The following is a 20,654-nucleotide window of genomic DNA, read 5'->3' as shown; positions in this document are numbered from 1 at the left end:
ATCAGTCGGGCAGGAGCCCTTCATTGCGCAGCGCAGCTCGAAGGCTCGCGACGTTGTCACTCGCGTCCACGAGGTGCGAGCGCAGACCCACGCCGGACGCGGAGCGGACGTTGGCCGGTGAGTCGTCGACGAAGACGCAGTCACCCGGCTGCAGGCCGAGGGTCTCGAGGACGCGGACGAAGTACTGCCCCGCCGGTTTGGCTTCTCCCACCTCGCAGGAGAAGAAGTAGCCGTCGAGGCGGTTCGCGTAGCGTTCACGCATTGCCGCAACCCGGACGTCCTGCTGGTTGGTCGTGAGGTGACACCGGTACCCGAGCGCGCGTAGCTCGTCGACCACGGACAGAGCCTCCTCGTCGAGGTCGAAGCGTCCCCACAGCGTCAGGGTGTCGTCGACATCGATGTCGCTGCCGACCGCCTGCGCCGCGGCGAGGAGCGCCTCACGCATCGTCATCTCCCCGCGCATGGCGGGCCGCTCGTGCTCGAAGACGGCCGCGGGGAAGGCCGCTCCCCCGACGTCGGCCAAGGCGGCCTCCCAGTCGTGGGACGGGTGCTGCAGCACGCCGTCGGCGTCGAGAAGGACAGCTCGCGGGGATGAAGTCATGCGACCCAAACTATCGCCCGGAAAAGGGGCGTGCCCCGCCACCCACGGGGGATGACGGGGCACGAGCGGCCGTCGATCAGGACTGCGTGGGCGAAACCTCGTCCGGTGCGGCCGGGGAAGCTGCGTCCTTCTTCGGCTCGGGCTTCGCGTCGATGCCGGCCTCCTTGCGCTGCTGCGCAGTGATCGGGGCGGGCGCGGCCGTCAGCGGGTCGTAACCGCCACCGCTCTTCGGGAAGGCGATGACCTCACGGATCGAGTCGACACCCGCGAGCAGCGACACGATGCGGTCCCAGCCGAACGCGATACCGCCGTGCGGCGGGGCGCCGAAGCTGAAGGCCTCGAGGAGGAAGCCGAACTTCTCCTGTGCGTCCTCCTGCGACAGGCCCATGACCTTGAACACGCGCTCCTGGATGTCGCGGCGGTGGATACGGATCGACCCGCCGCCGATCTCGTTGCCGTTGCACACCATGTCGTAGGCGTAGGCGAGCGCCTCGCCCGGGTTCGTGTCGAACGTGTCGAGGTACTCGGCCTTCGGCATGGTGAAGGCGTGGTGCACGGCGGTCCACTTACCCGCACCGACGGCCACGTCACCCGAGGCGACGGCGTCCGCGGCCGGCTCGAACAGAGGCGCGTCGACGACCCACAGGAAGCTCCACGCGTTCTCGTCGATGAGCTCGCAGCGCTTGCCGATCTCGAGGCGCGCCGCACCGAGCAGAGCCCGCGAGGCCTTCGTGGCGCCGGCGGCGAAGAAGATGCAGTCGCCCGGCTTCGCGCCGACGTGCTCGGCCAAGCCGGACGTCTCGGTCTCGGAGAGGTTCTTCGCCACGGGGCCGGTGAGCGAACCGTCCTCGGCGACGAGGACATACGCAAGACCCTTGGCGCCGCGCTGCTTGGCCCACTCCTGCCACGCGTCGAGCTGTCGACGCGGCTGGCTCGCGCCACCCGGCATGACGACGGCGCCGACGTACTCGGCCTGGAACACACGGAACGTCGTGTCGGAGAAGAACTCGGTGCAGTCGGTGAGCTCGTTGCCGAAGCGCAGGTCGGGCTTGTCCGAGCCGTACTTCGCCATGGCGTCGGCGTACGTCATGCGCGGGAACGGCGTCGGCAGGTCGACACCGATCGTCTTCCACACCGCCTTGGCGATCGACTCACCGAGCTCGATGACGTCGTCCTGCTCGACGAAGCTCATCTCGATGTCGAGCTGCGTGAACTCGGGCTGACGGTCGGCGCGGAAGTCCTCGTCGCGGTAACAACGCGCGATCTGGTAGTAGCGCTCCATGCCGGCCACCATGAGCAGCTGCTTGAACAGCTGCGGGCTCTGCGGCAGGGCGTACCAGCTGCCCGGCGCGAGGCGTGCGGGCACGAGGAAGTCGCGAGCGCCCTCGGGCGTGGAACGGGTGAGCGTCGGGGTCTCGATCTCGACGAAGTCGCGCTCGCCGAGCACGGAACGCGCGGCCTGCGACACCTTCGAGCGCAGACGGATCGCGTCGCCAGGAGCCTGACGGCGCAGGTCGAGGTATCGGTACTTGAGGCGGGCCTCTTCGCCGACGGTGATGCGCTCGTCGATCTGGAACGGCAAAGCCGCGGCCTCGGAGAGAACCTCGATCTCGTCGGCAACAACGTCGACCTCACCGGTCGGCAGGTTCGGGTTGACGTCCTTCGCCTCGCGGGCGGTGACCTTGCCGGTCACCTTGATGCAGTACTCGGAGCGCAGGCCGTGCGCGGCGCCGGTGAGCACCTCGTCGCGCGCGACGACCTGGACGACGCCCGAGGCGTCACGCAGGTCGACGAAGGCCACGCCACCGTGGTCGCGTCGCTTGGCCACCCAGCCGGTGAGGGTGACGGTGTCACCGACGTTCGACTGGCGCAGGGTTCCGGCTTCATGGGTACGAAGCATGATGTTCCTTTCGGGTCGGTCCACGACGGGTTCACCCGGAAAGATGCTTGCGATGCCTGCGACCGGGTGCGCCCACGTGGGGGCAGCCCGGGAGGTGTGGGCGGGGGCCAGGTCGCGGTGCCACCACACCTTCGCCGAAAGAGCTTCGGCCTCTCGTCGGTGTCGCCGGACGCGCGTGCTGTTCGCCGAGCTTTCGAAGAGGCTCCGGTGGGTCGTCACGCCACCACGAACAACGCTTCCCATTCTAGGTGACGCGCGGCGATGGCCGCACCCGTGATTCCGCCCGGCCTAGTCTGGCGTCATGGACGTCGACGTAGTGCGCCGGGCCGCTGCGGCCATCGTGTGGGAGCCCGACTTCGCGGAGGTGGTTCGCACCGACGCCTTCACCCTGGTGAAGTACCCGATGTGGCTGCAGCAGCACTGCCAGGCCCACCGCCTCACCTCGCGCTCCCCCGCCGACGACGTCATCGACGCCGCCCTGGCGCAGGCGTGCTCGTGGAGCCGCGACACGGTGTGGTTCTGCGGCCTGAGCAGCGCCACCCCGAACCCTTCACTCGAGCCCAGGCTCCTCGAGCGGGGCGGGCACGTGGCCGAGACGTTGTCCGTGCTCGCACTCGATCTGAGCGAGGGCGTGCCGGACGTACCGGTGCCGGACGACGTGTCCACCGAGCCCGTCACCACACCCGACCTCGTGAAGGCCTGGGATGCCGTGAGCGATGAGGCGTTCGAGAACGAGACCCCGAACGACGAGGACCCCGACGTGAGGGCTCGGGCGTGCCAGGAGGAGTACGACCAGGGGCGCGGCGGCGTCTTCGTCACGGTGCTCGACGGCCGACCGGCTGCCTCCGGCGGCATGACGTTCCACCCCGACGATCGCCTCGTTCTCCTGTGGGGAGGATCGTCGACGAAGGCGGCGCGCGGGCGCGGGGCCTACCGCGCGAACCTTCTCGCCCGTCTTCGGCGCGCACACGAACTCGGGTATGCACATGCCGTCGTCAAGGGGCGGGTGACGACGAGCGCCCCGATCCTCACGCGGGTCGGGTTCGTCGACCTCGGCCAGGAGCGAGTTGTCGCTCTCGACGTTCAGGCGAGTTCGTCGCCGTCGACGTAGAACCAGCGCCCGGCGCGGCGAGCGAAGCGTGAGTGTTCGCGAACGGCGCCTCGCTCCCCCGCGTCGGTGCGGAAATGGGCGGCGAAGTCGACGGTGCCTTCGCTGTCGTCAGGCCCTCCTGCTTCGGTGCCCAGCACCTCGAGACCCAACCACGTCACGCCGTCGAGGTCGGCCACCTGCTCCGGGCGGGTACGCGGGTGCCATGTCCGCCACAGGTGGTCGGCGTCCCGACGGGCGAACGCCGTGTACCGCGATCGCATGAGCTGTTCGCACGTCGGGGCGGTCTCACCGTCGTCGACGAAGGGTGCGCAGCAACGCGCGTACGAGGTCTCGGCGGCGAAGCCACCGCAGGGGCATAGCTCCTCGGCATTCATGCGTTCGAGCCTAGTTGTCCTGCCCGGTCGTGTTGTTCGGGCCGGCTGACCCGGCCCCATCGATGGGCCGCGGCACGGGCCGGTACCCTGACGCCCATGACGGCACGGGTGACGATGTACTTCCTCGGCGGCACGATCAGCATGTCCTCCGCGGACGGTCACTCGGTACGGCCGACGCTGAGCGGAGACGACCTGCTCGCCGCCGTTCCAGGCCTCGATCAGGTGGACGCCGAGGTCACGGCCGAGCAGGTCGCTCGCGAACAAAGCGGCTCACTCACCTACACTCACCTGCTCACGGTTTTCGAGCGCGCCCGATCGAGCGATGCTGGCGGATTCGTTCTCGTTCAGGGAACCGACACCCTCGAAGAGTCGGCCTACCTGCTTGATCTTCTCTGGGACGACCCGCGACCCTTCGTCGCCACAGGCGCCATGCGAAACCCGACGATGGCCGGCGCCGACGGCGCAGCGAACCTCCTCGCGGCCGTGCGTGTCGCAGCTTCCCCCGAGGCGCGCGAAAGGGGTGCCTTCGTCGTCTTCGCCGACGAGATCCACGCGGCGCGCCACGTCACCAAGTCGGACACCGCGTCCATCTCTACCTTCCGCTCCCCCAACACCGGCCCCGCCGGTCGCGTGCTCGAGGGGCACGTCCACTTCTTCTCTCCGCCGGGCGCGCGCTCTGCGCTCGGCGCCGACGTGTCGAACGTGACGACGATGGACGTCGAGGTACCCGTCCTCGTCACTGGCTTCGGGCAGTCAGTCCGGACTCTGAAGGCCATCGCTGACGGCGCCGACGCCCTCGTCCTGGCCGGCTTCGGCGCAGGCCACGTTCCGGGGTGGTGGGCCGAAGCGGTCGGCGCCATCGCCGAGCGCATGCCCGTCGTCATGACGAGCCGTACGCACTCCGGCCCGGCCCTCGTCGAGACGTACGGCGCCGTCGGGGCGGAGGTCGATCTCCAGCAGCGCGGCGTCGTCATGGGCGGCTATCTCGATGCACTCAAGGCGCGCCTGCTCGTCAGCGTGCTACTGGCCGCGGGCACAGACCGTGAGCAGATCGAAGCGGCCGTGCGTCGGCACGGCGGCTACCGCTGATCCGGAACGTCCCCTTCGTCGGCTCGCCCCTGCGGGCGGTCCTCGGACAGCTCGTCCACGACGAGGCGTTCTTCCCCGCGGTTGTCGGTACGCACCGCGGCACGCCCGATCATGTGGCTCGCGACCGGTGAGGTGACGAGCTGGAAGATGATGACGAGGGCGAGCAGCCCGAAAGCTTCCGGCTCACGCAGCCGCAGCGCGACGCCGAGCAGGACGAGGCCGAGCCCCAACACCTGAGGCTTCGTCGCGGGGTGAGTGCGGCTGAGCAGATCCGGCATCCGGACCTGCCCGATCGCGGCCACGAGCGCCAGCAGCGAGCCCGTGATCATGCAGATGGCGGCAACGACGTCGAAGAACGTGGTCATGCTCCGTCCTCCTCGTCCTCGATGTCGTCGAACCCTCGGATGTAGCGCGCCACGGAAACCGAACCGGTGAAACCGAGCAGCGCGAGCACGAGGAGGGTTGGCAGGGTGAACAGGTGCTGGTTCCAAGCGGCTTCAACCGCGAGGCCACAGATGACGATCGAGATGAGCACGTCGAGCGCGACGCTGCGGTCGAGCATCGTCGGGCCCATCGTGACGCGGGCGAGCGTGAGCACGGCTGCAGCCGTGAGGACGACCACGCACACCAGGTAGACGGCGTTCATCGCTCGGTTCCTCCCTCACGGACCGGTCGGTGGCTCCGTTCGTCGATGTCGTGGGCGTACCCACCGATGGCCGCGACCACGCGCTCTTCCTGCTCGAGCACCCGCTGACGGAACTCGTCCGCTTCCTCGGCGCTGTTCACGTCGAGGACGTGCAGGTAGAGCGTGTGCCGCGCGCGGTGGACGTCGACGACGATGCTTCCGGGGATGAGCGAGGTCATCTGCGCGACCACCGTGAGGACGAAGTCCGACGGCGTCGCGAGTTCCACCCGTACGATGGCGTTCGTCAGCGAGGACGCCCCGGGGCGAAGGGTCGTCCACGCGACCCGCACGCTCGAGACGACGACGTCGACGACGAACTTTCCGACGAGCACGGCCAGAGCCACGGGGCGCGGCCGCAGATGCAGGTGCAACGGCGGCATCGGGAAAGCGATGACGACGACGGCACCTACGAGCGCGCCCGCGAGGATGTTGAACAGGCTGAACTCGCCCCAGAGCAGACACCACACGACGGCCAGCGGCACCATGGAGGGCCAGACCGAGCGCGCTAGGCGACGACGCCCGGACGGCGACTGTCGATCACTCATCGGTCGTCTCCCAACACCGCGTTGACGTACGGCGTACGCGCCTTCATGTCGACAGAGGCACGCTCGGTGAGGCCGAAAAGCGGTCCAGCCACGACGGTGAGCGCGATCGAGAAGGCGACGAGCGCCGTCGTCGGCCACATGAGCGTGCGCGGAGTCGAGCCTTCACGGGCGTGGAGCGGTTTGTCGTAGAGGTCGTCCACCTCTTCGTCCTCCTCCGTCGCGCCGGCAGCGAGCGCGACGTCCGTCGGCATGACCCGGTCCGCCTCACTGGCGTTCTTCTCGACGGCCCGCTTCGTGATGTGTCGAAGGGACGGCTCGTCGTGTTCGGCCGCTGCCTCGTTGAGCGCCTTGGACATTTCGCGCGCCTGTTCCTCACTGCGCCAGAAGGCGAGCGCCCACGCCTTCGCCATAGCGTAGAGCGTGAGAAGGCTCGTCACGACGGCGCCGCCGACGAGGACGTAGGCCGTGGCCGAGCCGTCTGCGACGGCCGCCTGCAGGAGTCCGATCTTGCCGAGGTAGCCCGACAGCGGCGGGATGCCCGCGAGGTTCATCGCCGGAATGAAGAAGAGGATCGCGATGAACGGCGCGGTCTTCGCCAAGCCGCCGAGGCGCAGCAGGCTCGTTGTTCCCGTGCGGTATTCGATGAGCCCCACGACGAGGAACAGCACGGTCTGGATCGTGATGTGGTGCACGACGTAGAACGTGGCCCCCGCGAGGCCCTCGGCCGAACCGAGAGCGATGCCCAGGATCATGTAGCCGATGTGACTGACGAGCGTGAACGAGAGCATTCGCTTGACGTCCGACTGCGCGACCGCGCCGAGGATGCCGACGAGCATCGTGGCGAACGCCGTCCACAGCAGCAGGTTCGACAGCGGGCTGTCGGGGAACAGCAGTGTCTGGGTGCGCAGGATGGCGTAGACACCCACCTTCGTCAGCAAGCCGGCGAAGACGGCCGTCACCGGCGCGGGCGCCGTCGGGTAGCTGTCCGGGAGCCAGAACGACAGCGGGAACACAGCGGCCTTGATGGCGAATACCGTGAGCAGCAGCAGTTGCAACGTGAGGGCCACGCCGTCCGGCAGGTCGCCGAGGCGCTCGGAGAGCTGCGCGAAGTTGAGCGACCCCGTCGCGGCGTAAACCGCTGCGATGGCGATGAGGAACAACGCCGACGACACCATGTTGATGACGACGTAGATCGTGCCCGCCCGGATCCGGCTCTCGGTACCACCGAGGGTGAGCAGGACATAGCTCGCGAAGAGCAGCATCTCGAAGCTGACGAACAGGTTGAACAGGTCACCCGCGAGAAAGGCGTTCGAGACGCCGGCGACGAGCACCATGAACGTCGGGTGATAGATCGAGACCGGAGTGCTCTCGTCGTCCTCGCTCGCGCCGCCCTGGGCCAACGAGTACACGAGGACCGCGAGGGTGACGATGGCCGACACGAGCAGCATGAGCGCCGACACGCGGTCGGCCACGAGTGCCAGGCCGAGGGGCCGCGGCCACGAACCGAGCCACGCGACCTGCGGTCCGTGCCGGTCGGCGGCGACGAGGAGCATCGAGGCGATGGCCACGACGGCGACGAGGACGCTCACCGTGATGACGCGCTGTACCCGGGGGCGACGCGAGAACATCAGTGCGGCGCCGCAGCCGAACAGCGGCAGCAGAACGGGAAGGGGGACGACGTAATTCATGCCTTCTCCTCGGGTGCGGAGTCGTCGTCGTCCGGACCACCGGTCGTGAGGTCGTAGCTGTCGGAGGCCTCGTCACGCAGGGCGCGACGACGGATCGCGGCGTCCTCGACGTCGTCCTGGACGTCGTCGTGCCCGTTGAGCTGCCAACTGCGGTAGGCCATGGCCAGGGCGAACGCCGTCGTACCGAGAGCGATGACGATGGCGGTGAGGACGAGTGCCTGCGGAAGCGGGTCGGTCATGTCCTCGGCCGACACCTTGCCGGCGACCGGCGGATGCCCCGAGGGCCCCGCAGCGACCATGAACAGAAGGTTCACCCCGTTGCCGAGCATGAGCAGCCCGACGAGGACGCGCGTCAGGCTGCGCTCGAGCAGCAGGTAGACACTGACGCCGATGAGGCTCGCCGCCGTGATGATGAGGGTCAGGTTCGCGCTCATCGAGCCACCTCCGCGTTCGCCGCGTCGTTGTCGCGTTCCTCGGAGATGATCTGACGGTCGATCCGCGAACCGAACGTGCGCAGCAGATCGAGGATGAGCCCGACGACGACGAGGTAGACACCGATGTCGAAGAACAGCGACGTCACGAGGTGGTGGTCACCGAGGAGCGGCAGGTGGACGTCGTACTGGTAGCTCTCCAGCACAGCGCCGCCGAACGCCAGCGGCGCGAGGCCCGAGCCCGCCGCGATGACGAGACCAACGCCCAGGAGTGTGCCCGCGTCGATCGGCGCAGCCTCGTCGAGCTCGTACCGGCCGCCCGCGAGGTAGCGCACGACGAGGGCGAGCCCCGTGACGATGCCGCCGGCGAACCCGCCACCGGTGAAGTTGTGGCCTGCGAACAGCAGGTACACACCGACCATGACCATGGCTGGGAACACGAGACGCGTGACGACCTCGAAGATGATGGAACGCTTCTCCGGCGCGAGTGTGCTCGGCCCGGAGAGCCACGAGCCGCTCGTCTTCGGTTCCGCCGCGTGGTGCTGGGGCAGGTCCCCGACGCGGCGAATCGTTGAGCGGCGCGTTCCGATGAAGAGCAGGCTCGCCACACCGGTGGCCGCTGCTACGAGCACGGAGATCTCCCCCATCGTGTCCCACGCACGGATGTCGACGAGGGTGACGCTGACGATGTTCTTGCCGCCGCCGAAGTCGACGCTCGCCTCGGGGAAGCCGACGGAGACGGGCTGCGCGGTGCGGGCGTTCGTCGCGACGATCATGATGCCTGCGACCGCTGCACCGACGGCGAGGCCGAGCAGGGCGCGCACGTAACGCTGCGCCGACAGCGGCCGATCGGTGAAGTAGGTGGGCAGACGGCGCAGGACGAGCACGAAGACGATGACGCTGGCCGTCTCGACGAGCACTTGGGTGAGGGCGAGGTCGGGTGCGCCCTGCAGGACGAAGAGGACGGCGCAGCCGTACCCCGTCACACCGACGAGCAGCGCAGCGCGAAGGCGCCGACGCGCGCGGGCGGTCATGATGGCCGCGAGGACGACGACGAGTCCGGCCGCCGCCTGGGCCGGCGTGTCCCACACGTGGACCTGGACGTCCGGCGTCCACGCCATGAGCATGGCGACACCGGGGAACGCGAGAAGGACGACCAGCGTCACCGCGAGGTAGGCGCTCACCGAACCACGCTGCATGAAACCGGTGACCTCGACGGAGAGGCGGTCGACGCCGTGCATGAGCGAGAGGTAGGCGCGCTGCGCACTCCACGGCTGGGCGACCTTCGCCTGCGCATGAGCGATGGGGCGGCGCGCGACGAACATGAGCGCACCACCGACCAGGGCGAGGACCGACAGTGCGAGCGGAAGGCCGAGCCCGTGCCAGAGAGCCAGCTTCGCCGCGTGGGCCCCCGGCGGGAACTGGTGGGTGTACCCCTCGAGCGACTTTGTCAGCGGCCCGCCGAAGAACGCGACGCCGAGGCTGAGGACGGCGAGGACGACGGGTGAGGCGAGGAAAGCGGGGCTGGGAGTCTTGAAGTCCGTGGCCTCGACGCCAGGCTTGTCGGCGAAAGCGCCCCACAGGAATCGCAACGTGTACGCCGTGGTGATGATCGAGCCCAGGACGACTCCGGCGAGCACGGTCCAGGCCGCCACCGGTCCGAGACCGGTTCCGTCGCCACCGGCCGTCACGTCGACGAGGGCGGTGAGAACGCTCTCCTTGGCCACGAAGCCCAGCAGGGGCGGGAAGCCGACCATCGATGCGCCGGCGATCGCGGCCGCGGCGAACAGCACCGGCGAACGGCGCCCGAGGCCCGAGAGGGTGCGCAGGTCACGGTTTCCAGCGTTGTGGTCGATGATGCCGACGACGAGGAACAAGCAGGACTTGAACAGCGCGTGGGCCAGGAGCAACGCCACACCGGCCAGAGCCGCCGCGCGGGTGCCGACACTGAGGACGACGAGGAGGAACCCCAACTGGCTCACGGTGCCGTAGGCGAGGATCAGCTTGACGTCGCACTGCACGAGTGAACGCCAGCCGCCGACGAGCATGGTGAGCACACCGAGGGTGAGGATGCCGGCGCGCCAGCCGGGCACACCCGCGAACGCCGGGGCGAGCAGGGCCACGAGGTAGACGCCCGCCTTCACCATCGAGGCGGCGTGCAGGTAGGCACTCACCGGGGTCGGGGCCGACATGGCACCGGGCAGCCAGAAATGGAACGGCACGATGGCCGACTTGCTCAGAGCGCCGACGAGCACGAGCATCACGGCCGCCGTCAGCAGGCCGCTGGCAGCCGGCGGGTCGGCGAGGATCTCGGAGATACGCATCGTGCCGGCGAGGTGACCGAGCATGAGCATGCCGACGAGCATCGCGAGCCCGCCGAACGTCGTGACGATCAGCGCTTGCATGGCTGCCAGGCGCGCCGAGCGCTTGGTCATGTCGTAACCGATGAGCAGGTAGGAGAAGACCGTCGTCATCTCCCAGAAGACGTAGACCATGAGCAGGTCGTCGGCCAGGACGAGGCCGAGCATCGAACCGGCGAACGCGATGAAGGTGGCCGCGAACGAGCCGACACGGTCGTCGTCATGGAAGTAGGAGGCGCAGTAGAAGAGGACGAGGGCACCCACGCCGGCCACAACGAGGGTCAGCAGCCACTGCAGGGCACCCATCCGGAACGCCAGATCGGTTCCGAGTGAGGGAATCCACGAGACGGACTGGGTGACGGGGGCGGCGCCCGGCGCATTGAGCACGGCCCAGACGAAGGTGGCGAGCGGCACGATCGCAAGGGCCATGAAAACCTTGCGCCCGAGGGCACGCGCCATGGCCGGCGCGGCGAGCGCAGCCAGGAGATGAGCGGAGATGAGAAGGATCACGCGAGAACCTCGAGCCGACGTTCGGGAGGGCCGGCGGGTGGGTGGAGCGGAAGGGACTTCTTGGGTCGGGATGCGAGGAACCGCGGCCATGCGGGCCGCACTCAGGCACCCGCGGCGTCAGGAGACCTTCGGGTGGACCTCCCACGGTGAGTCGGCGGGTCGCAGGTCGTTCCACCCGTTCGCGCGTGCGACATTCGCGGCGAACGCTCCCATGAGGAGGGTCGGATTGTGGATGCGGCCCGCCATGGCCGCGGCGACGACATCGTCGAGCGACACCCAGGCCGTCGGCATGTCGAGCTCTTCGTCCTCGCGCTCGAAACGGTCGTCGGCAGCGACCTCGCTCACGTCCCGGGCGAGGTAGATACGCAACTGCTCCGACAGACCGCCCGGCGAGGAGGCGTAGTCGATGAGCAGGTCGAGGCGCCCGGCTCGCAGGTCGGCCTCTTCGTAGAGTTCGCGCAGTGCCGCTTCGTGCGGAGGTTCGCCGTCGACGTCGAGCAGACCCGCAGGAATCTCCCACTCGCGGGCACCGATCGGGTGGCGGTACTGCTGAATGACGAGCACCTCTTCGGCGCCGGCTTCACCACGCAGGGCGAGAACAGCGACGGCGCCAGGGTGGTCGACGAAGTCGCGGGTGACGCGACCGGCGTCGCCGAGGTCGGCCTCCTCGGACAGGACGTTCCAGACCCGGCCTTCGTAGACGCACTCGCTATGCGTGACGGGCGCCTTGGCGTACTCGTCGACGAGGTCGTCGCGGTTCATCCGTCCGTGCTCGCTCGTCATGAGGGGATTTTCTCACAGAACGGTCGGTGCCCGCCCCATGTGTCCAGGGGCAGGCACCGACCGGTTCGCTTGCGGCTCAGCCCTTCTTGCGCTCGAGCGCCGCCTCCACGAGACCGGCGAAAAGCGGGTGCGCCCGGTGCGGGCGCGACTTGAACTCGGGGTGCGCCTGCGTCGACACGTAGTACGGGTGGACGTCCTTCGGCAGCTCCACGAACTCGACGAGGGTGCCCTCGGGCGAGGTGCCGGAGAAGACGAGACCCGCCTGCGTGATGTCGTCGCGGTAGTCGTTGTTGACCTCGAAACGGTGACGGTGACGCTCGCTGACGTCCGTGGCGCCATAGGCCGTCGCTACGACAGAACCCTCCGCGAGCTTCGCGGGGTAGGCACCGAGGCGCATCGTGCCGCCGAGGTCGCCCTCGCCCTGGACGTAGGACTTCTGCTCCTCCATCGTCGCGATGACGGGGTGGCTCGTGTTCGGGTCGAACTCCGAGGACGAGGCGTCCGCGATACCGGCGACGTTGCGGGCGTACTCGATGACCATGCACTGCAAACCGAGGCAGATGCCCAGGGTGGGCACCTTGTTCTCACGCGCCCAGCGCAGAGCGCCGAGCTTGCCCTCGATGCCGCGCACGCCGAAGCCGCCGGGGACGAGGACGCCGTCCACTCCCCCGAGCGCCTTCTGCGCGCCGGCCTCGGTCTGGCAGGTGTCGGAGGCGACCCAGCGGATCTTCACCTTGGTGTCGTGGTGGAAGCCACCGGCACGCATGGCCTCGGTCACCGACAGGTAGGCGTCGGGCAGGTCGATGTACTTGCCGACGAGCGCGAGCTCCACCTCGTGGGCCGGCGAGTGAACGTGGCCGAGCAGCGTGTCCCACTGGGCCCAGTCGACATCACGGAACGGCAGGCCGAGACGGCGGATGACGTAGGCGTCGAGGCCCTCGGCGTGCACGACCTTCGGGATGTCGTAGATGCTCGGCGCGTCGACGGCAGCGGCGACTGCCTCGGAGTCGACGTCGCACATGAGGGAGATCTTGCGCTTGATGCCCTCGGGAATGTCGCGGTCCGCGCGCAGCACGAGGCCGTCGGGCTGGATGCCGACCTGGCGCAGCGCCGCGACGGAGTGCTGCGTGGGCTTCGTCTTGAGCTCGCCGCTCGGTCCGATGTAGGGCACGAGGGAGACGTGGAGGAAGAAGACGTTGTCGCGGCCCACGGCGTGGCGGACCTGGCGAGCGGCCTCGAGGAACGGCAGCGACTCGATGTCGCCGACGGTGCCGCCGATCTCGGTGATGATGATGTCCGGAGCGTCGGGGCCGTTGGCCTCGGCGCGCATGCGGTCCATGATCTCGTTCGTGATGTGCGGGATCACCTGCACGGTGTCGCCGAGGTACTCGCCGCGACGCTCCTTGACGATGACGTCGGAGTACACCTGGCCGGTCGTCACATTGGCGCGACCGTGCAGATTGACGTCGAGGAACCGCTCGTAGTGCCCGATGTCAAGGTCGGTCTCCGCACCGTCTTCGGTGACGAACACCTCACCGTGCTGGAACGGGTTCATCGTTCCCGGGTCGACGTTGAGGTACGGGTCGAGCTTCTGCATCGTGACGCTGAGGCCACGTGCGCGAAGGAGTCGGCCGAGGCTCGATGCCGTCAGGCCTTTTCCGAGGGAGGAGGCAACGCCCCCGGTGACAAAAATCTGCTTCGTCGTCTGATCCACCACGGAATGCCAGCCTACGTCATCGAACGGGGGCGGGCGACATCGCCTCGCGACGAATCGCGTCGGAGGAGGCAAGGAGTTGCTTCGCGTGCTCCACCGCAACCGCGCTGGAGGCGTCACCGCCCAGCATTCGCGCCAGTTCTTCGTGCCGGGCCTCACCTGTGACGCTCGTGACACCACTTTCCGTCACGGCACCGTCGTGCGACTTGTGCACGACGAGGTGGTTGTCGGCGAACGCCGCGACCTGGGCGAGGTGCGTGACGACGATGACCTGTGCCTGTTCGGACAGTTTGGCCAGACGCGCGCCGATGTCGACCGCCGCCTCACCGCCGACACCGGCATCGACCTCGTCGAAGACGAACGTCGGCACCTCGCCCGTGCTGCTCACGACCTCGAGCGCGAGCATGACGCGGGAGAGCTCACCACCGGAGGCAGCCTTCGTCACCGGCTTCGGAGCCATGCCCTTGTTCGCCGCGAGCAGGAGCGCGACGTCGTCGATGCCGTGTTCGGTGGGCTTCACGATGCGCCCGTCCCCCAGCTCGAGGCCGGCTTCGGCCTCGTTGAGCGTGACGGCGACTTCGAGGCGCGCCGAGCCCATGGCAAGGTGGGCAAGCTCGGCGGTGACATCTTGGGCGAGCTTGGTAGCGGCCTCAACGCGCGCATCGTGCAGACGAAGCGCGAGGTCGGCCACCTTCGGCGTGAGTGAGGCGATCTCGGCGTCGATGGCCGAGACACGGTCGTCGGAGCCTGCTAACGCCTCGGCCTCGACTCCCGCTGCCGTGCGCCAGGCGACGACATCGGAGAGCTCGGGACCGAACGCCTTCATGAGGGCCGTGAGGGCCGCGCGACGCTGGTGCACGTCGGCAAGCCGCGCCGGATCCATGTCAATACCGGAGGCGTACCCCGAGACGTCGGCCGCGAGGTCGGCGGTCAACGTCTGGATCTCCTTGAGCCGGGTGACGTACTCGCCCAGTGAGGCGTCCAGCGACACCGCCGAGTCGAGCACACTTCGTGCGTGCGCGAGCAGCGCAAGAGCGTTGGGCTGGTCAGGGTCCGTCTCGTCACCGGCAAGTGCGCCGGCGGCCCCCGTGCCCGCCGCGAGGAGATCCTCGGCGTGGGTGAGACGCTCGCTCTCCGCGGCGAGTTCGACGTCTTCCCCCTCCACGGGCTCGAGCTCGTCGATCCGTGCGATGCCGGCCTCGAGCATCGTGAGGCGCTGCGCGCGCTCCTGAGCCTTCTGCGTCAGTTCACGCCGTTCGGCCCGAAGAGCCTTCAACCGGACGAAGCCTTCGCGGTACTGCTCGGCGAGAGCGGCCAACTCGGCACCCGCGAACGAGTCGAGCACCTCACGGTGTTCCTCGGGACGCTTGAGACGCCACTGATCGGCCTGACCGTGCACGGCAACGAGGTCGTGGCCGACCTGGGCCAGCACTGACGCCGGCACGCTGCGCCCGGCGACATGAGCTCTGGACCGGCCTCCCGCAGCCACCGTGCGCGAGAGGATGAGTTCCTCGTCGCCGTCGAACTCGAACTCGTCGCGCAGCGTCGCGAGGGCAGCGTGGTCGTCAGGCAGGTCGAGGAAGCCCTCGACCACGGCACGCTTCTCCCCCGTGCGTACACGATCGGCGTCGGCGCGCTCGCCGAGGAGCAACCCCAGGCCGGAGACGACCATCGTCTTGCCTGCGCCGGTCTCACCGGTGACGACGTTGAGGCCCGGGCTCAGCTCCAACGTGGCATCGGCGATGACACCCATGTTGCGAATGCGGATCTCCTTGAGCACGAGACCACTCTAGGGAGCCGACCGACCGATCGTCGTTCGAACACGCATTCGATTGGAGATTTCGCTCCTGGCGAACGATCTCAGGCGCGCGAGCCGCGCCACCCCGAGACCGAGAGGTCGAACTTGCGCACGAGACGATCCGTGAACGGAGCGGAGCTGAGACGCGCCAGGCGTACCGGCTTGGCACTCGCCACGACGTCGATCCGCGCACCGTCGGGCAGATCGAACGAACGTCGCCCGTCACACCACAACACTGCCTTCCCCTGCGCCCCCGGCACCAGTTCGACCGCGAGCCGAGCGGCCGGGCTGAGCACGAGGGGGCGCGCGAAGAGCGCGTGGGCGGAGATCGGCACGAGCAGGATGGCCTCGGTGTCGGGCCACACAACGGGCCCCCCGGCGCTGAAGGCATAGGCAGTCGAGCCCGTGGGGGTCGCGATGACGACGCCGTCCGCTCCCCATGTCGACAGCGGCCGGCCGTCGATCTCGACCGTCAGTTCGAGCATTCGCTCGCGTTCGGCTTTCTCCACACTGGCTTCGTTGAGAGCCCAGCCGCGGTACAGCTCGGTGGGGTCGTTCCCGCCGGACGAGGCGACGACCTCGAGCGTCACCCGCTCCTCCACGCTCCAGCTGCGTTCGATGATGCCGCCGGCGATGCGGTCGACGTCCTCCATCTCGGCTTCTGCGAGAAAGCCGACGTGGCCGAGGTTGATGCCGAGCAGCGGCATGCCCGTGTCACGGCAGATCTCTGCTGCACGAAGGATCGTTCCGTCGCCACCGAGGACGACGGCCAACTCGCACCCCTGCGGCAACGTACCTTCGGCGAGCGTGACGACGTGGTCACGCTCTCGGATGCCGAAGGCCGTCAACTCGTCGGCGAATCCGACGACGGTGATGCCCTGCTCGGTGAGAGCGGACACGAGCCGCTCGGCCACGTCGAAGGCCTCAGGACGTCGCGAATGGCCGATGAGCAGGATGCGGCGGCTCATGTGTCGTCCCTCCCGGTGAGCTGGTCGATGGTGGCGCGCAGGGTCTCGTCGTCGAGGCCGCTGCCTTGGTTCTCACGGCGCAACCACACGAGGTATTCGTGGTTGCCGTGCGTACCCACCATGGGGCTCCACGCTATGCCATGGACGACGAGCGAAAGCCCGGTGGCCGTGGCGAGAACGCGTTCGAGACTCTCACGGCGCTGATCGCGCGACGTGACGACGCCGGTGCGCCCCAGACGTTCGCGGCCGACCTCGAACTGCGGCTTGACGAGCACGACGAGATGCCCGGCCTCCGCCAGGAGGAAGTTCATGTGCGGTAGCGCCAAAGTGAGCGAGATGAAGGACAGGTCACTCACGACAAGATCGAAAGGAGAGCCGTCCACCTTGTCGCGCGAGACGACGTCGCGGATGTTGAGGCCCTCGAGATCGGTGACGCGAGGGTCGCTCTTGACTGGTTCGGCCAGTTGTCCGTGGCCCACGTCGAGCGCCACGACATGCGTCGCACCACGCTCGAGCAGCACCTGGGTGAAGCCACCCGTCGAGGCACCGACGTCCACGGCACGTGCACCGGAAACGGCGCCCGCGAAGTCCGGGAAGGCCTCGAGCGCGGCGAGGAGCTTCCGCGCTGCGCGCCCGACGTAGGGGTCACGCTCCTCGCTCGTCGTGACGACGTCCGCATCTGCGACCTTGGTGGAGGCCTTGCGTTCGATCTGCCCGTTGACGGCGACACTGCCGCGTGCGAGAGCCTCCTTGGCCTGGGCCCGCGAACGCACGAGACCCCGCTCGACGAGCGCCGCGTCGAGCCGGGTCTGGCCGCTCACGATCCGGCCTCCTGCAGGCGACGCTGCAACTGTTCGTGCACCGCCTCGGCGGCCTCGATGACGCCGCCGGCGTCCTCGCGCGCACCGTCGACGAACTCCTCGGTGGACTTCGACAGCGTCTCGAGCGCCGCATCGACAGCCCCGTCGTGCTGAGTTTCCCCACCGCCCGCGGGACCGCCTGCGCGATTGAGGTCGCGCGGGGAAGGAACGGCCGTCATGCCGAGCGCACCGTGAGGTCCGTGAACCGATGACGGGCGCCGTCCGCGTCGAGCTCGCCGGCGTCGACCTCGGCCCACGTCGCGCGCAGCAGCGCGCGCGCCTGGGACCAGGTCAGGTCGTCGTGCGAGGTGCTGGGGGCGGAAGGGTCCTCGTCGTAGGGCTGCGCCAGGGACCGCAGGTCTTCGACGACGAACGTGGGCCGACGCTCTGGGGCCGCAGCCGCCGCATCGGCAAGATCGTGCACGCCGGTGAGGACGAGCACGGAATCCATACCCGCACGCACGGCGCCCTCGATGTCGGTCTCAAGCCGGTCGCCGATGGCCAGTACCTGGTGCGCGTCGATGCCGCTGCGTCGCGCTGCCATCTCGTACATCGTGGGCATCGGCTTGCCTGCCACCTCCGGGTCCACGCCGACGGCGTTGCGTACCGCGCCCACGAGCGAACCGTTGCCCGGCGCGACTCCACGGTCGGTGGGGAGGGTGAGATCGGTGTTCGTCGCCATCCAGCGTGCCCCGCCGGCGACGGCGAAACCCGCCTCCGCGAGGTCACTCGCACGCACGTCCGCGCCGTACCCCTGGAGCACAGCCTCGACCGGCGTGCCGTCCCGGGCCTCCTGGGGCGACACCGGCGTCAAGCCCGCCTCGGTGAGCGCGACACCCACACCGGCGCCCCCGACGGCGAGCACCCGAGCTTTCGCCGTGAGCGACCCCGCCAGTAGGTAGGCACCCGCTGCCGAGGAGTTGACGACGTCGGCGTCGTCAACCACGAGGCCGAACTCACGCAGGTGCCCCGCGACCTCGGCCGGGGTACGCGACGCGTTGTTCGTCGCATAGACGACGTGGGCACCGTTGTCTGATGCCGCCGTCAACGCCTCGACAGCGTGCTCGATCGGCTCGGGACCGGCGTACACGACCCCGTCGAGATCGCAGACGATCGCCGCGTACCGAGCGATCAACGCATCAGCCACGAGAGCTGCCGTCGTCGAACGTCGCGCGAGGAACGCTGCGCTCTCCGGAGGACTCCGCCTCCTGGGCGTCAGACTCGACGATGTTGTCGCTCACCGCATGCTCGTTGGCCGCAGCATCTGCGGACGCCTCGGTCGGCTCAGCAGATGTGGCCTCCGGGCGCTGCGGCTGCACCGCCCCGTACTCGGACAGGTCGATCTCGGCAAGGCGCGGGTCCTGCTCGTCCTCGTCGTCGGGCGTGAGGTCGGTCAGCTCGAAGCCGTCGATCTGGTCGATGCGGTCACCCGCGTCCGTCTCACCGTCCCGGTCGGCCTCGTCGGCCTTGACGAACCACTCGCGCGCCTCGTCCGACTCGCCGAGGTCCATGAGGGCATCGGCGTACGCGTAGAACAGACGGGCTGCCCACGGCTGGGTCGTGGCCTTCTGTAGCGCCGGAAGACGCAGGCCGACGACCGCCGCACGCGCCTGGCCCATGTCGCGACGGACACCCGACACGACGATGGCCAGTTCGATGTTGTCCGCCTCCGGCAGGCGCTGGGCCTCCGGCGAGTTGGCGAGCTCGAGGGCGCGCTCGTAGCGGCCGAGGCCGCGCTCGCAGTCGACCATGTACGGCAGCAGGTGATCGGAACCCGACAGACGGCGAGCCGTGCGGAACTCCCGCAACGCCTCGGCGTACTCACCCGTGCGGTAGAGCACGAGACCGAGGGCCTCGCGGGCCGCCGGAACTCGGCCGGCCCGCGACACCGCGTGCTGCGCGTGGTCCAGAGCCTTCTCCGGGTTCTCCTCGAGCAGTTCGGCTGCGGCCACGAGGTGGCGCGCCACGCCTTCAGCGTTGTCCTTGCTCAGCGTGCGCAGTTGCTGACGCACCGACTTGTCGAGCTCGTAGCCCGTGATCTCCTCCGGCAGCATCGGCTCGGGACGACGACGGGGACGCTCGTCACCGGTCGCCTTCGCGTCCCAGCTGCGCGGGCCGCGGATCTGGCTCTGCGCGTCCGACCAGCCGGCGCCGCGGTCACCTCGACCGTCGAACCCGCCGCGACGCTCGAAGCCGCGGCCGCGATCACGTCCGCCGTCGCGTCCCCCACGCTCGAAGCCGTCCCGTCGGTCGCGGGAATCGAAACCACGCCCGCGGTCGGAGGAACCAACGCTGCGCCCACCCGAGCGCGCGCCGTCGCGGTCGCCGAAGCCCCGGCGCTCTCCGTCACGTCCGGCCCCGGCCCGCTCGTCACGTCCGCGGAAGCCCCCGCGGTCGCCTCGCTCACGAAAACCACCGCGTTCGTCACGACGGCCATAGCCACCGCGGTCCTCGCGTCCGCGGTATCCACCGCGCTCAGAGCGCTCGTCGCGACGCCCATAGCCGCCCCGGTCGGATCGTTCATCGCGCCGGCCATGGCCGCCGCGATCATCACGGACACCGTAGCCGCCACGACCATTGGGCTCGTCGCGGTTGCCGTAGCCTCCGCGCTGCGGCCGATCGTCACGACGCCCCTGATAGTCACGGTCTTCGCGACGGCCGTAACCTCCGCGCTCACCCTGCGCCCCACGCGAGAAACCGCCATCGCGGCGTTCGAAGCGACGCTCACCATCACGCGAGTCCTGTCGGCGGTAGCCACCCCGATCCTCCCGAGACTCCCCGCGACGCGCACCGCCACGGTCTTCACGTCGATCGAAACCACCGCGGCGCTCGTCATCGCGGGAACCACGGTCATCGAAGCGACCGTAGCCCCCACGATCGCCATATCCGCCGCGGCGGTCGTCGCCTCGGGAGGCACCACGGGACGACTCACGGAAGCCGTCCCCTCGTGGCTGACCTTCACCACGCGATTCGTCGCGGCGATCCCAACGGTAGGTGTCGTCACCCCGACGCTGATCACGAGAACCGTCGCGCCGCGGAGCGTCACGACGATCCGAACGAGCGCTGGACCAACGCTGGCTTCGCTGGCGCTCGGCGCCCTCTGAGGATGCGTTGTCGTTGCGCTCTTCGGACATGGTTTCCTCTCGGTTGGTACGACGACTTCATCGTCGCACAGGCCTCCGACAACCGCGGCCCGGCCGGCTACGAAGCCGAGTACCAACACGTCGAAGGAAAGAC

Annotated in this window: 20 protein-coding genes; 3 read left to right on the top strand and 17 right to left on the bottom strand. The window is 68.9% G+C overall.

The features are described from left to right. Window position 1: 1 nt before the first annotated feature. Window positions 2–601 carry an HAD-IA family hydrolase gene (locus tag AA983_RS12695; protein WP_047312676.1) on the bottom strand — a complete coding sequence of 200 codons (600 nt, stop codon included), beginning with the start codon at window positions 599–601 and terminating at the stop codon, window positions 2–4. A gap of 76 nt (window positions 602–677) precedes the next feature. Beyond that, window positions 678–2,501 carry an aspartate--tRNA ligase gene (aspS, locus tag AA983_RS12690; protein WP_047312859.1) on the bottom strand — a complete coding sequence of 608 codons (1,824 nt, stop codon included), beginning with the start codon at window positions 2,499–2,501 and terminating at the stop codon, window positions 678–680. A 301-nt stretch (window positions 2,502–2,802) separates the two neighbouring features. On the opposite strand from aspS, the gene AA983_RS12685 reads away from it, so the two are divergent. Next, entirely contained in the window at window positions 2,803–3,612 is an 810-nt protein-coding gene (locus tag AA983_RS12685; RefSeq protein ID WP_047312675.1) for a hypothetical protein, read from the top strand. Here AA983_RS12685 and AA983_RS12680 read toward each other — a convergent pair. Further along, a complete protein-coding gene (locus AA983_RS12680; protein WP_047312674.1) occupies window positions 3,585–3,986 on the bottom strand; it encodes a YchJ family protein in 402 nt (133 codons plus the stop codon). The genes AA983_RS12685 and AA983_RS12680 overlap by 28 nt on opposite strands. A gap of 96 nt (window positions 3,987–4,082) precedes the next feature. Between AA983_RS12680 and AA983_RS12675 the strand changes: the two genes are divergently transcribed. Then, a complete protein-coding gene (locus AA983_RS12675; protein ID WP_082128917.1) occupies window positions 4,083–5,075 on the top strand; it encodes an asparaginase in 993 nt (330 codons plus the stop codon). On the opposite strand, the gene mnhG is transcribed toward AA983_RS12675, so the two are convergent. The 14 genes from mnhG to AA983_RS15690 form a co-directional block, all read right to left on the bottom strand. Next, window positions 5,066–5,440, bottom strand: a complete 375-nt coding sequence (gene mnhG, locus AA983_RS12670) for a monovalent cation/H(+) antiporter subunit G (protein ID WP_047312672.1) — start codon at window positions 5,438–5,440, stop codon at window positions 5,066–5,068. The two genes, AA983_RS12675 and mnhG, sit on opposite strands and share 10 nt — an antisense overlap. Continuing rightward, window positions 5,437–5,721 (bottom strand): monovalent cation/H+ antiporter complex subunit F, encoded by a 285-nt coding sequence (locus AA983_RS12665; protein WP_047312671.1) that lies wholly within the window; start codon window positions 5,719–5,721, stop codon window positions 5,437–5,439. The genes mnhG and AA983_RS12665 overlap by 4 nt, the downstream gene beginning before the upstream one ends. After that, window positions 5,718–6,305 carry a Na+/H+ antiporter subunit E gene (locus AA983_RS12660; protein ID WP_047312670.1) on the bottom strand — a complete coding sequence of 196 codons (588 nt, stop codon included), beginning with the start codon at window positions 6,303–6,305 and terminating at the stop codon, window positions 5,718–5,720. The genes AA983_RS12665 and AA983_RS12660 overlap by 4 nt, the downstream gene beginning before the upstream one ends. Then, window positions 6,302–7,993 (bottom strand): Na+/H+ antiporter subunit D, encoded by a 1,692-nt coding sequence (locus AA983_RS12655; protein WP_047312669.1) that lies wholly within the window; start codon window positions 7,991–7,993, stop codon window positions 6,302–6,304. The genes AA983_RS12660 and AA983_RS12655 overlap by 4 nt, the downstream gene beginning before the upstream one ends. Next, window positions 7,990–8,427 carry a Na(+)/H(+) antiporter subunit C gene (locus tag AA983_RS12650; protein WP_047312668.1) on the bottom strand — a complete coding sequence of 146 codons (438 nt, stop codon included), beginning with the start codon at window positions 8,425–8,427 and terminating at the stop codon, window positions 7,990–7,992. Before AA983_RS12650 ends, AA983_RS12655 begins: the two co-directional genes overlap by 4 nt. Beyond that, complete coding sequence (locus AA983_RS12645) at window positions 8,424–11,294, bottom strand: Na+/H+ antiporter subunit A (RefSeq protein ID WP_047312667.1); 2,871 nt, start codon at window positions 11,292–11,294, stop codon at window positions 8,424–8,426. The genes AA983_RS12650 and AA983_RS12645 overlap by 4 nt, the downstream gene beginning before the upstream one ends. A 117-nt stretch (window positions 11,295–11,411) precedes the next feature. Next, window positions 11,412–12,077 (bottom strand): NUDIX hydrolase, encoded by a 666-nt coding sequence (locus AA983_RS12640; RefSeq protein ID WP_052947131.1) that lies wholly within the window; start codon window positions 12,075–12,077, stop codon window positions 11,412–11,414. A gap of 76 nt (window positions 12,078–12,153) precedes the next feature. Continuing rightward, the gene (locus AA983_RS12635) at window positions 12,154–13,791 is read right to left on the bottom strand and encodes a CTP synthase (RefSeq protein ID WP_047312665.1); all 1,638 of its coding nucleotides are present in this window, start codon (window positions 13,789–13,791) and stop codon (window positions 12,154–12,156) included. 19 nt (window positions 13,792–13,810) lie between these two features. Beyond that, entirely contained in the window at window positions 13,811–15,571 is a 1,761-nt protein-coding gene (recN, locus tag AA983_RS12630) for a DNA repair protein RecN (protein ID WP_156170412.1), read from the bottom strand. 80 nt (window positions 15,572–15,651) lie between these two features. Next, window positions 15,652–16,557 carry an NAD kinase gene (locus AA983_RS12625; protein WP_047312664.1) on the bottom strand — a complete coding sequence of 302 codons (906 nt, stop codon included), beginning with the start codon at window positions 16,555–16,557 and terminating at the stop codon, window positions 15,652–15,654. Beyond that, a complete protein-coding gene (locus tag AA983_RS12620) occupies window positions 16,554–17,378 on the bottom strand; it encodes a TlyA family RNA methyltransferase (RefSeq protein WP_047312663.1) in 825 nt (274 codons plus the stop codon). Before AA983_RS12620 ends, AA983_RS12625 begins: the two co-directional genes overlap by 4 nt. Then, window positions 17,375–17,596 carry a hypothetical protein gene (locus AA983_RS12615; protein WP_047312662.1) on the bottom strand — a complete coding sequence of 74 codons (222 nt, stop codon included), beginning with the start codon at window positions 17,594–17,596 and terminating at the stop codon, window positions 17,375–17,377. The genes AA983_RS12620 and AA983_RS12615 overlap by 4 nt, the downstream gene beginning before the upstream one ends. Continuing rightward, window positions 17,593–18,564 (bottom strand): HAD-IIA family hydrolase, encoded by a 972-nt coding sequence (locus tag AA983_RS12610; RefSeq protein ID WP_047312661.1) that lies wholly within the window; start codon window positions 18,562–18,564, stop codon window positions 17,593–17,595. Before AA983_RS12610 ends, AA983_RS12615 begins: the two co-directional genes overlap by 4 nt. Then, window positions 18,557–19,471, bottom strand: coding sequence for a tetratricopeptide repeat protein (locus tag AA983_RS15690; protein WP_197079021.1), 915 nt, complete (start codon window positions 19,469–19,471; stop codon window positions 18,557–18,559). Before AA983_RS15690 ends, AA983_RS12610 begins: the two co-directional genes overlap by 8 nt. A 480-nt stretch (window positions 19,472–19,951) precedes the next feature. On the opposite strand from AA983_RS15690, the gene AA983_RS15685 reads away from it, so the two are divergent. Then, entirely contained in the window at window positions 19,952–20,521 is a 570-nt protein-coding gene (locus AA983_RS15685) for a hypothetical protein (protein ID WP_047312659.1), read from the top strand. Window positions 20,522–20,654 lie beyond the last annotated feature (133 nt).

The organism is Dermacoccus sp. PE3 (assembly GCF_001021715.1).
Classification (GTDB): domain Bacteria; phylum Actinomycetota; class Actinomycetes; order Actinomycetales; family Dermatophilaceae; genus Dermacoccus; species Dermacoccus abyssi.
The sequence above is the reverse complement of the archived record's forward strand: the minus strand, read 5'-3'. Positions and strand labels throughout refer to the sequence as shown.

Bases quoted from the DNA above. Each gene is read 5' to 3' on its own strand.
- AA983_RS12685 (WP_047312675.1), top strand. From the start codon at position 2,803: ATGGACGTCGACGTAGTGCGCCGGGCCGCTGCGGCCATCGTGTGGGAG.
- AA983_RS12665 (WP_047312671.1), bottom strand. From the start codon at position 5,721: ATGAACGCCGTCTACCTGGTGTGCGTGGTCGTCCTCACGGCTGCAGCC.
- AA983_RS15685 (WP_047312659.1), top strand. From the start codon at position 19,952: ATGGCCGCCGCGATCATCACGGACACCGTAGCCGCCACGACCATTGGG.
- AA983_RS12680 (WP_047312674.1), bottom strand. From the start codon at position 3,986: ATGAATGCCGAGGAGCTATGCCCCTGCGGTGGCTTCGCCGCCGAGACC.
- AA983_RS12655 (WP_047312669.1), bottom strand. From the start codon at position 7,993: ATGAATTACGTCGTCCCCCTTCCCGTTCTGCTGCCGCTGTTCGGCTGC.
- aspS (WP_047312859.1), bottom strand. From the start codon at position 2,501: ATGCTTCGTACCCATGAAGCCGGAACCCTGCGCCAGTCGAACGTCGGT.
- AA983_RS12650 (WP_047312668.1), bottom strand. From the start codon at position 8,427: ATGAGCGCGAACCTGACCCTCATCATCACGGCGGCGAGCCTCATCGGC.
- AA983_RS12640 (WP_052947131.1), bottom strand. From the start codon at position 12,077: ATGACGAGCGAGCACGGACGGATGAACCGCGACGACCTCGTCGACGAG.
- AA983_RS12695 (WP_047312676.1), bottom strand. From the start codon at position 601: ATGACTTCATCCCCGCGAGCTGTCCTTCTCGACGCCGACGGCGTGCTG.
- AA983_RS12615 (WP_047312662.1), bottom strand. From the start codon at position 17,596: ATGACGGCCGTTCCTTCCCCGCGCGACCTCAATCGCGCAGGCGGTCCC.
- AA983_RS12660 (WP_047312670.1), bottom strand. From the start codon at position 6,305: ATGAGTGATCGACAGTCGCCGTCCGGGCGTCGTCGCCTAGCGCGCTCG.
- mnhG (WP_047312672.1), bottom strand. From the start codon at position 5,440: ATGACCACGTTCTTCGACGTCGTTGCCGCCATCTGCATGATCACGGGC.
- AA983_RS12675 (WP_082128917.1), top strand. From the start codon at position 4,083: ATGACGGCACGGGTGACGATGTACTTCCTCGGCGGCACGATCAGCATG.
- AA983_RS12625 (WP_047312664.1), bottom strand. From the start codon at position 16,557: ATGAGCCGCCGCATCCTGCTCATCGGCCATTCGCGACGTCCTGAGGCC.
- AA983_RS15690 (WP_197079021.1), bottom strand. From the start codon at position 19,471: ATGCTGCCGGAGGAGATCACGGGCTACGAGCTCGACAAGTCGGTGCGT.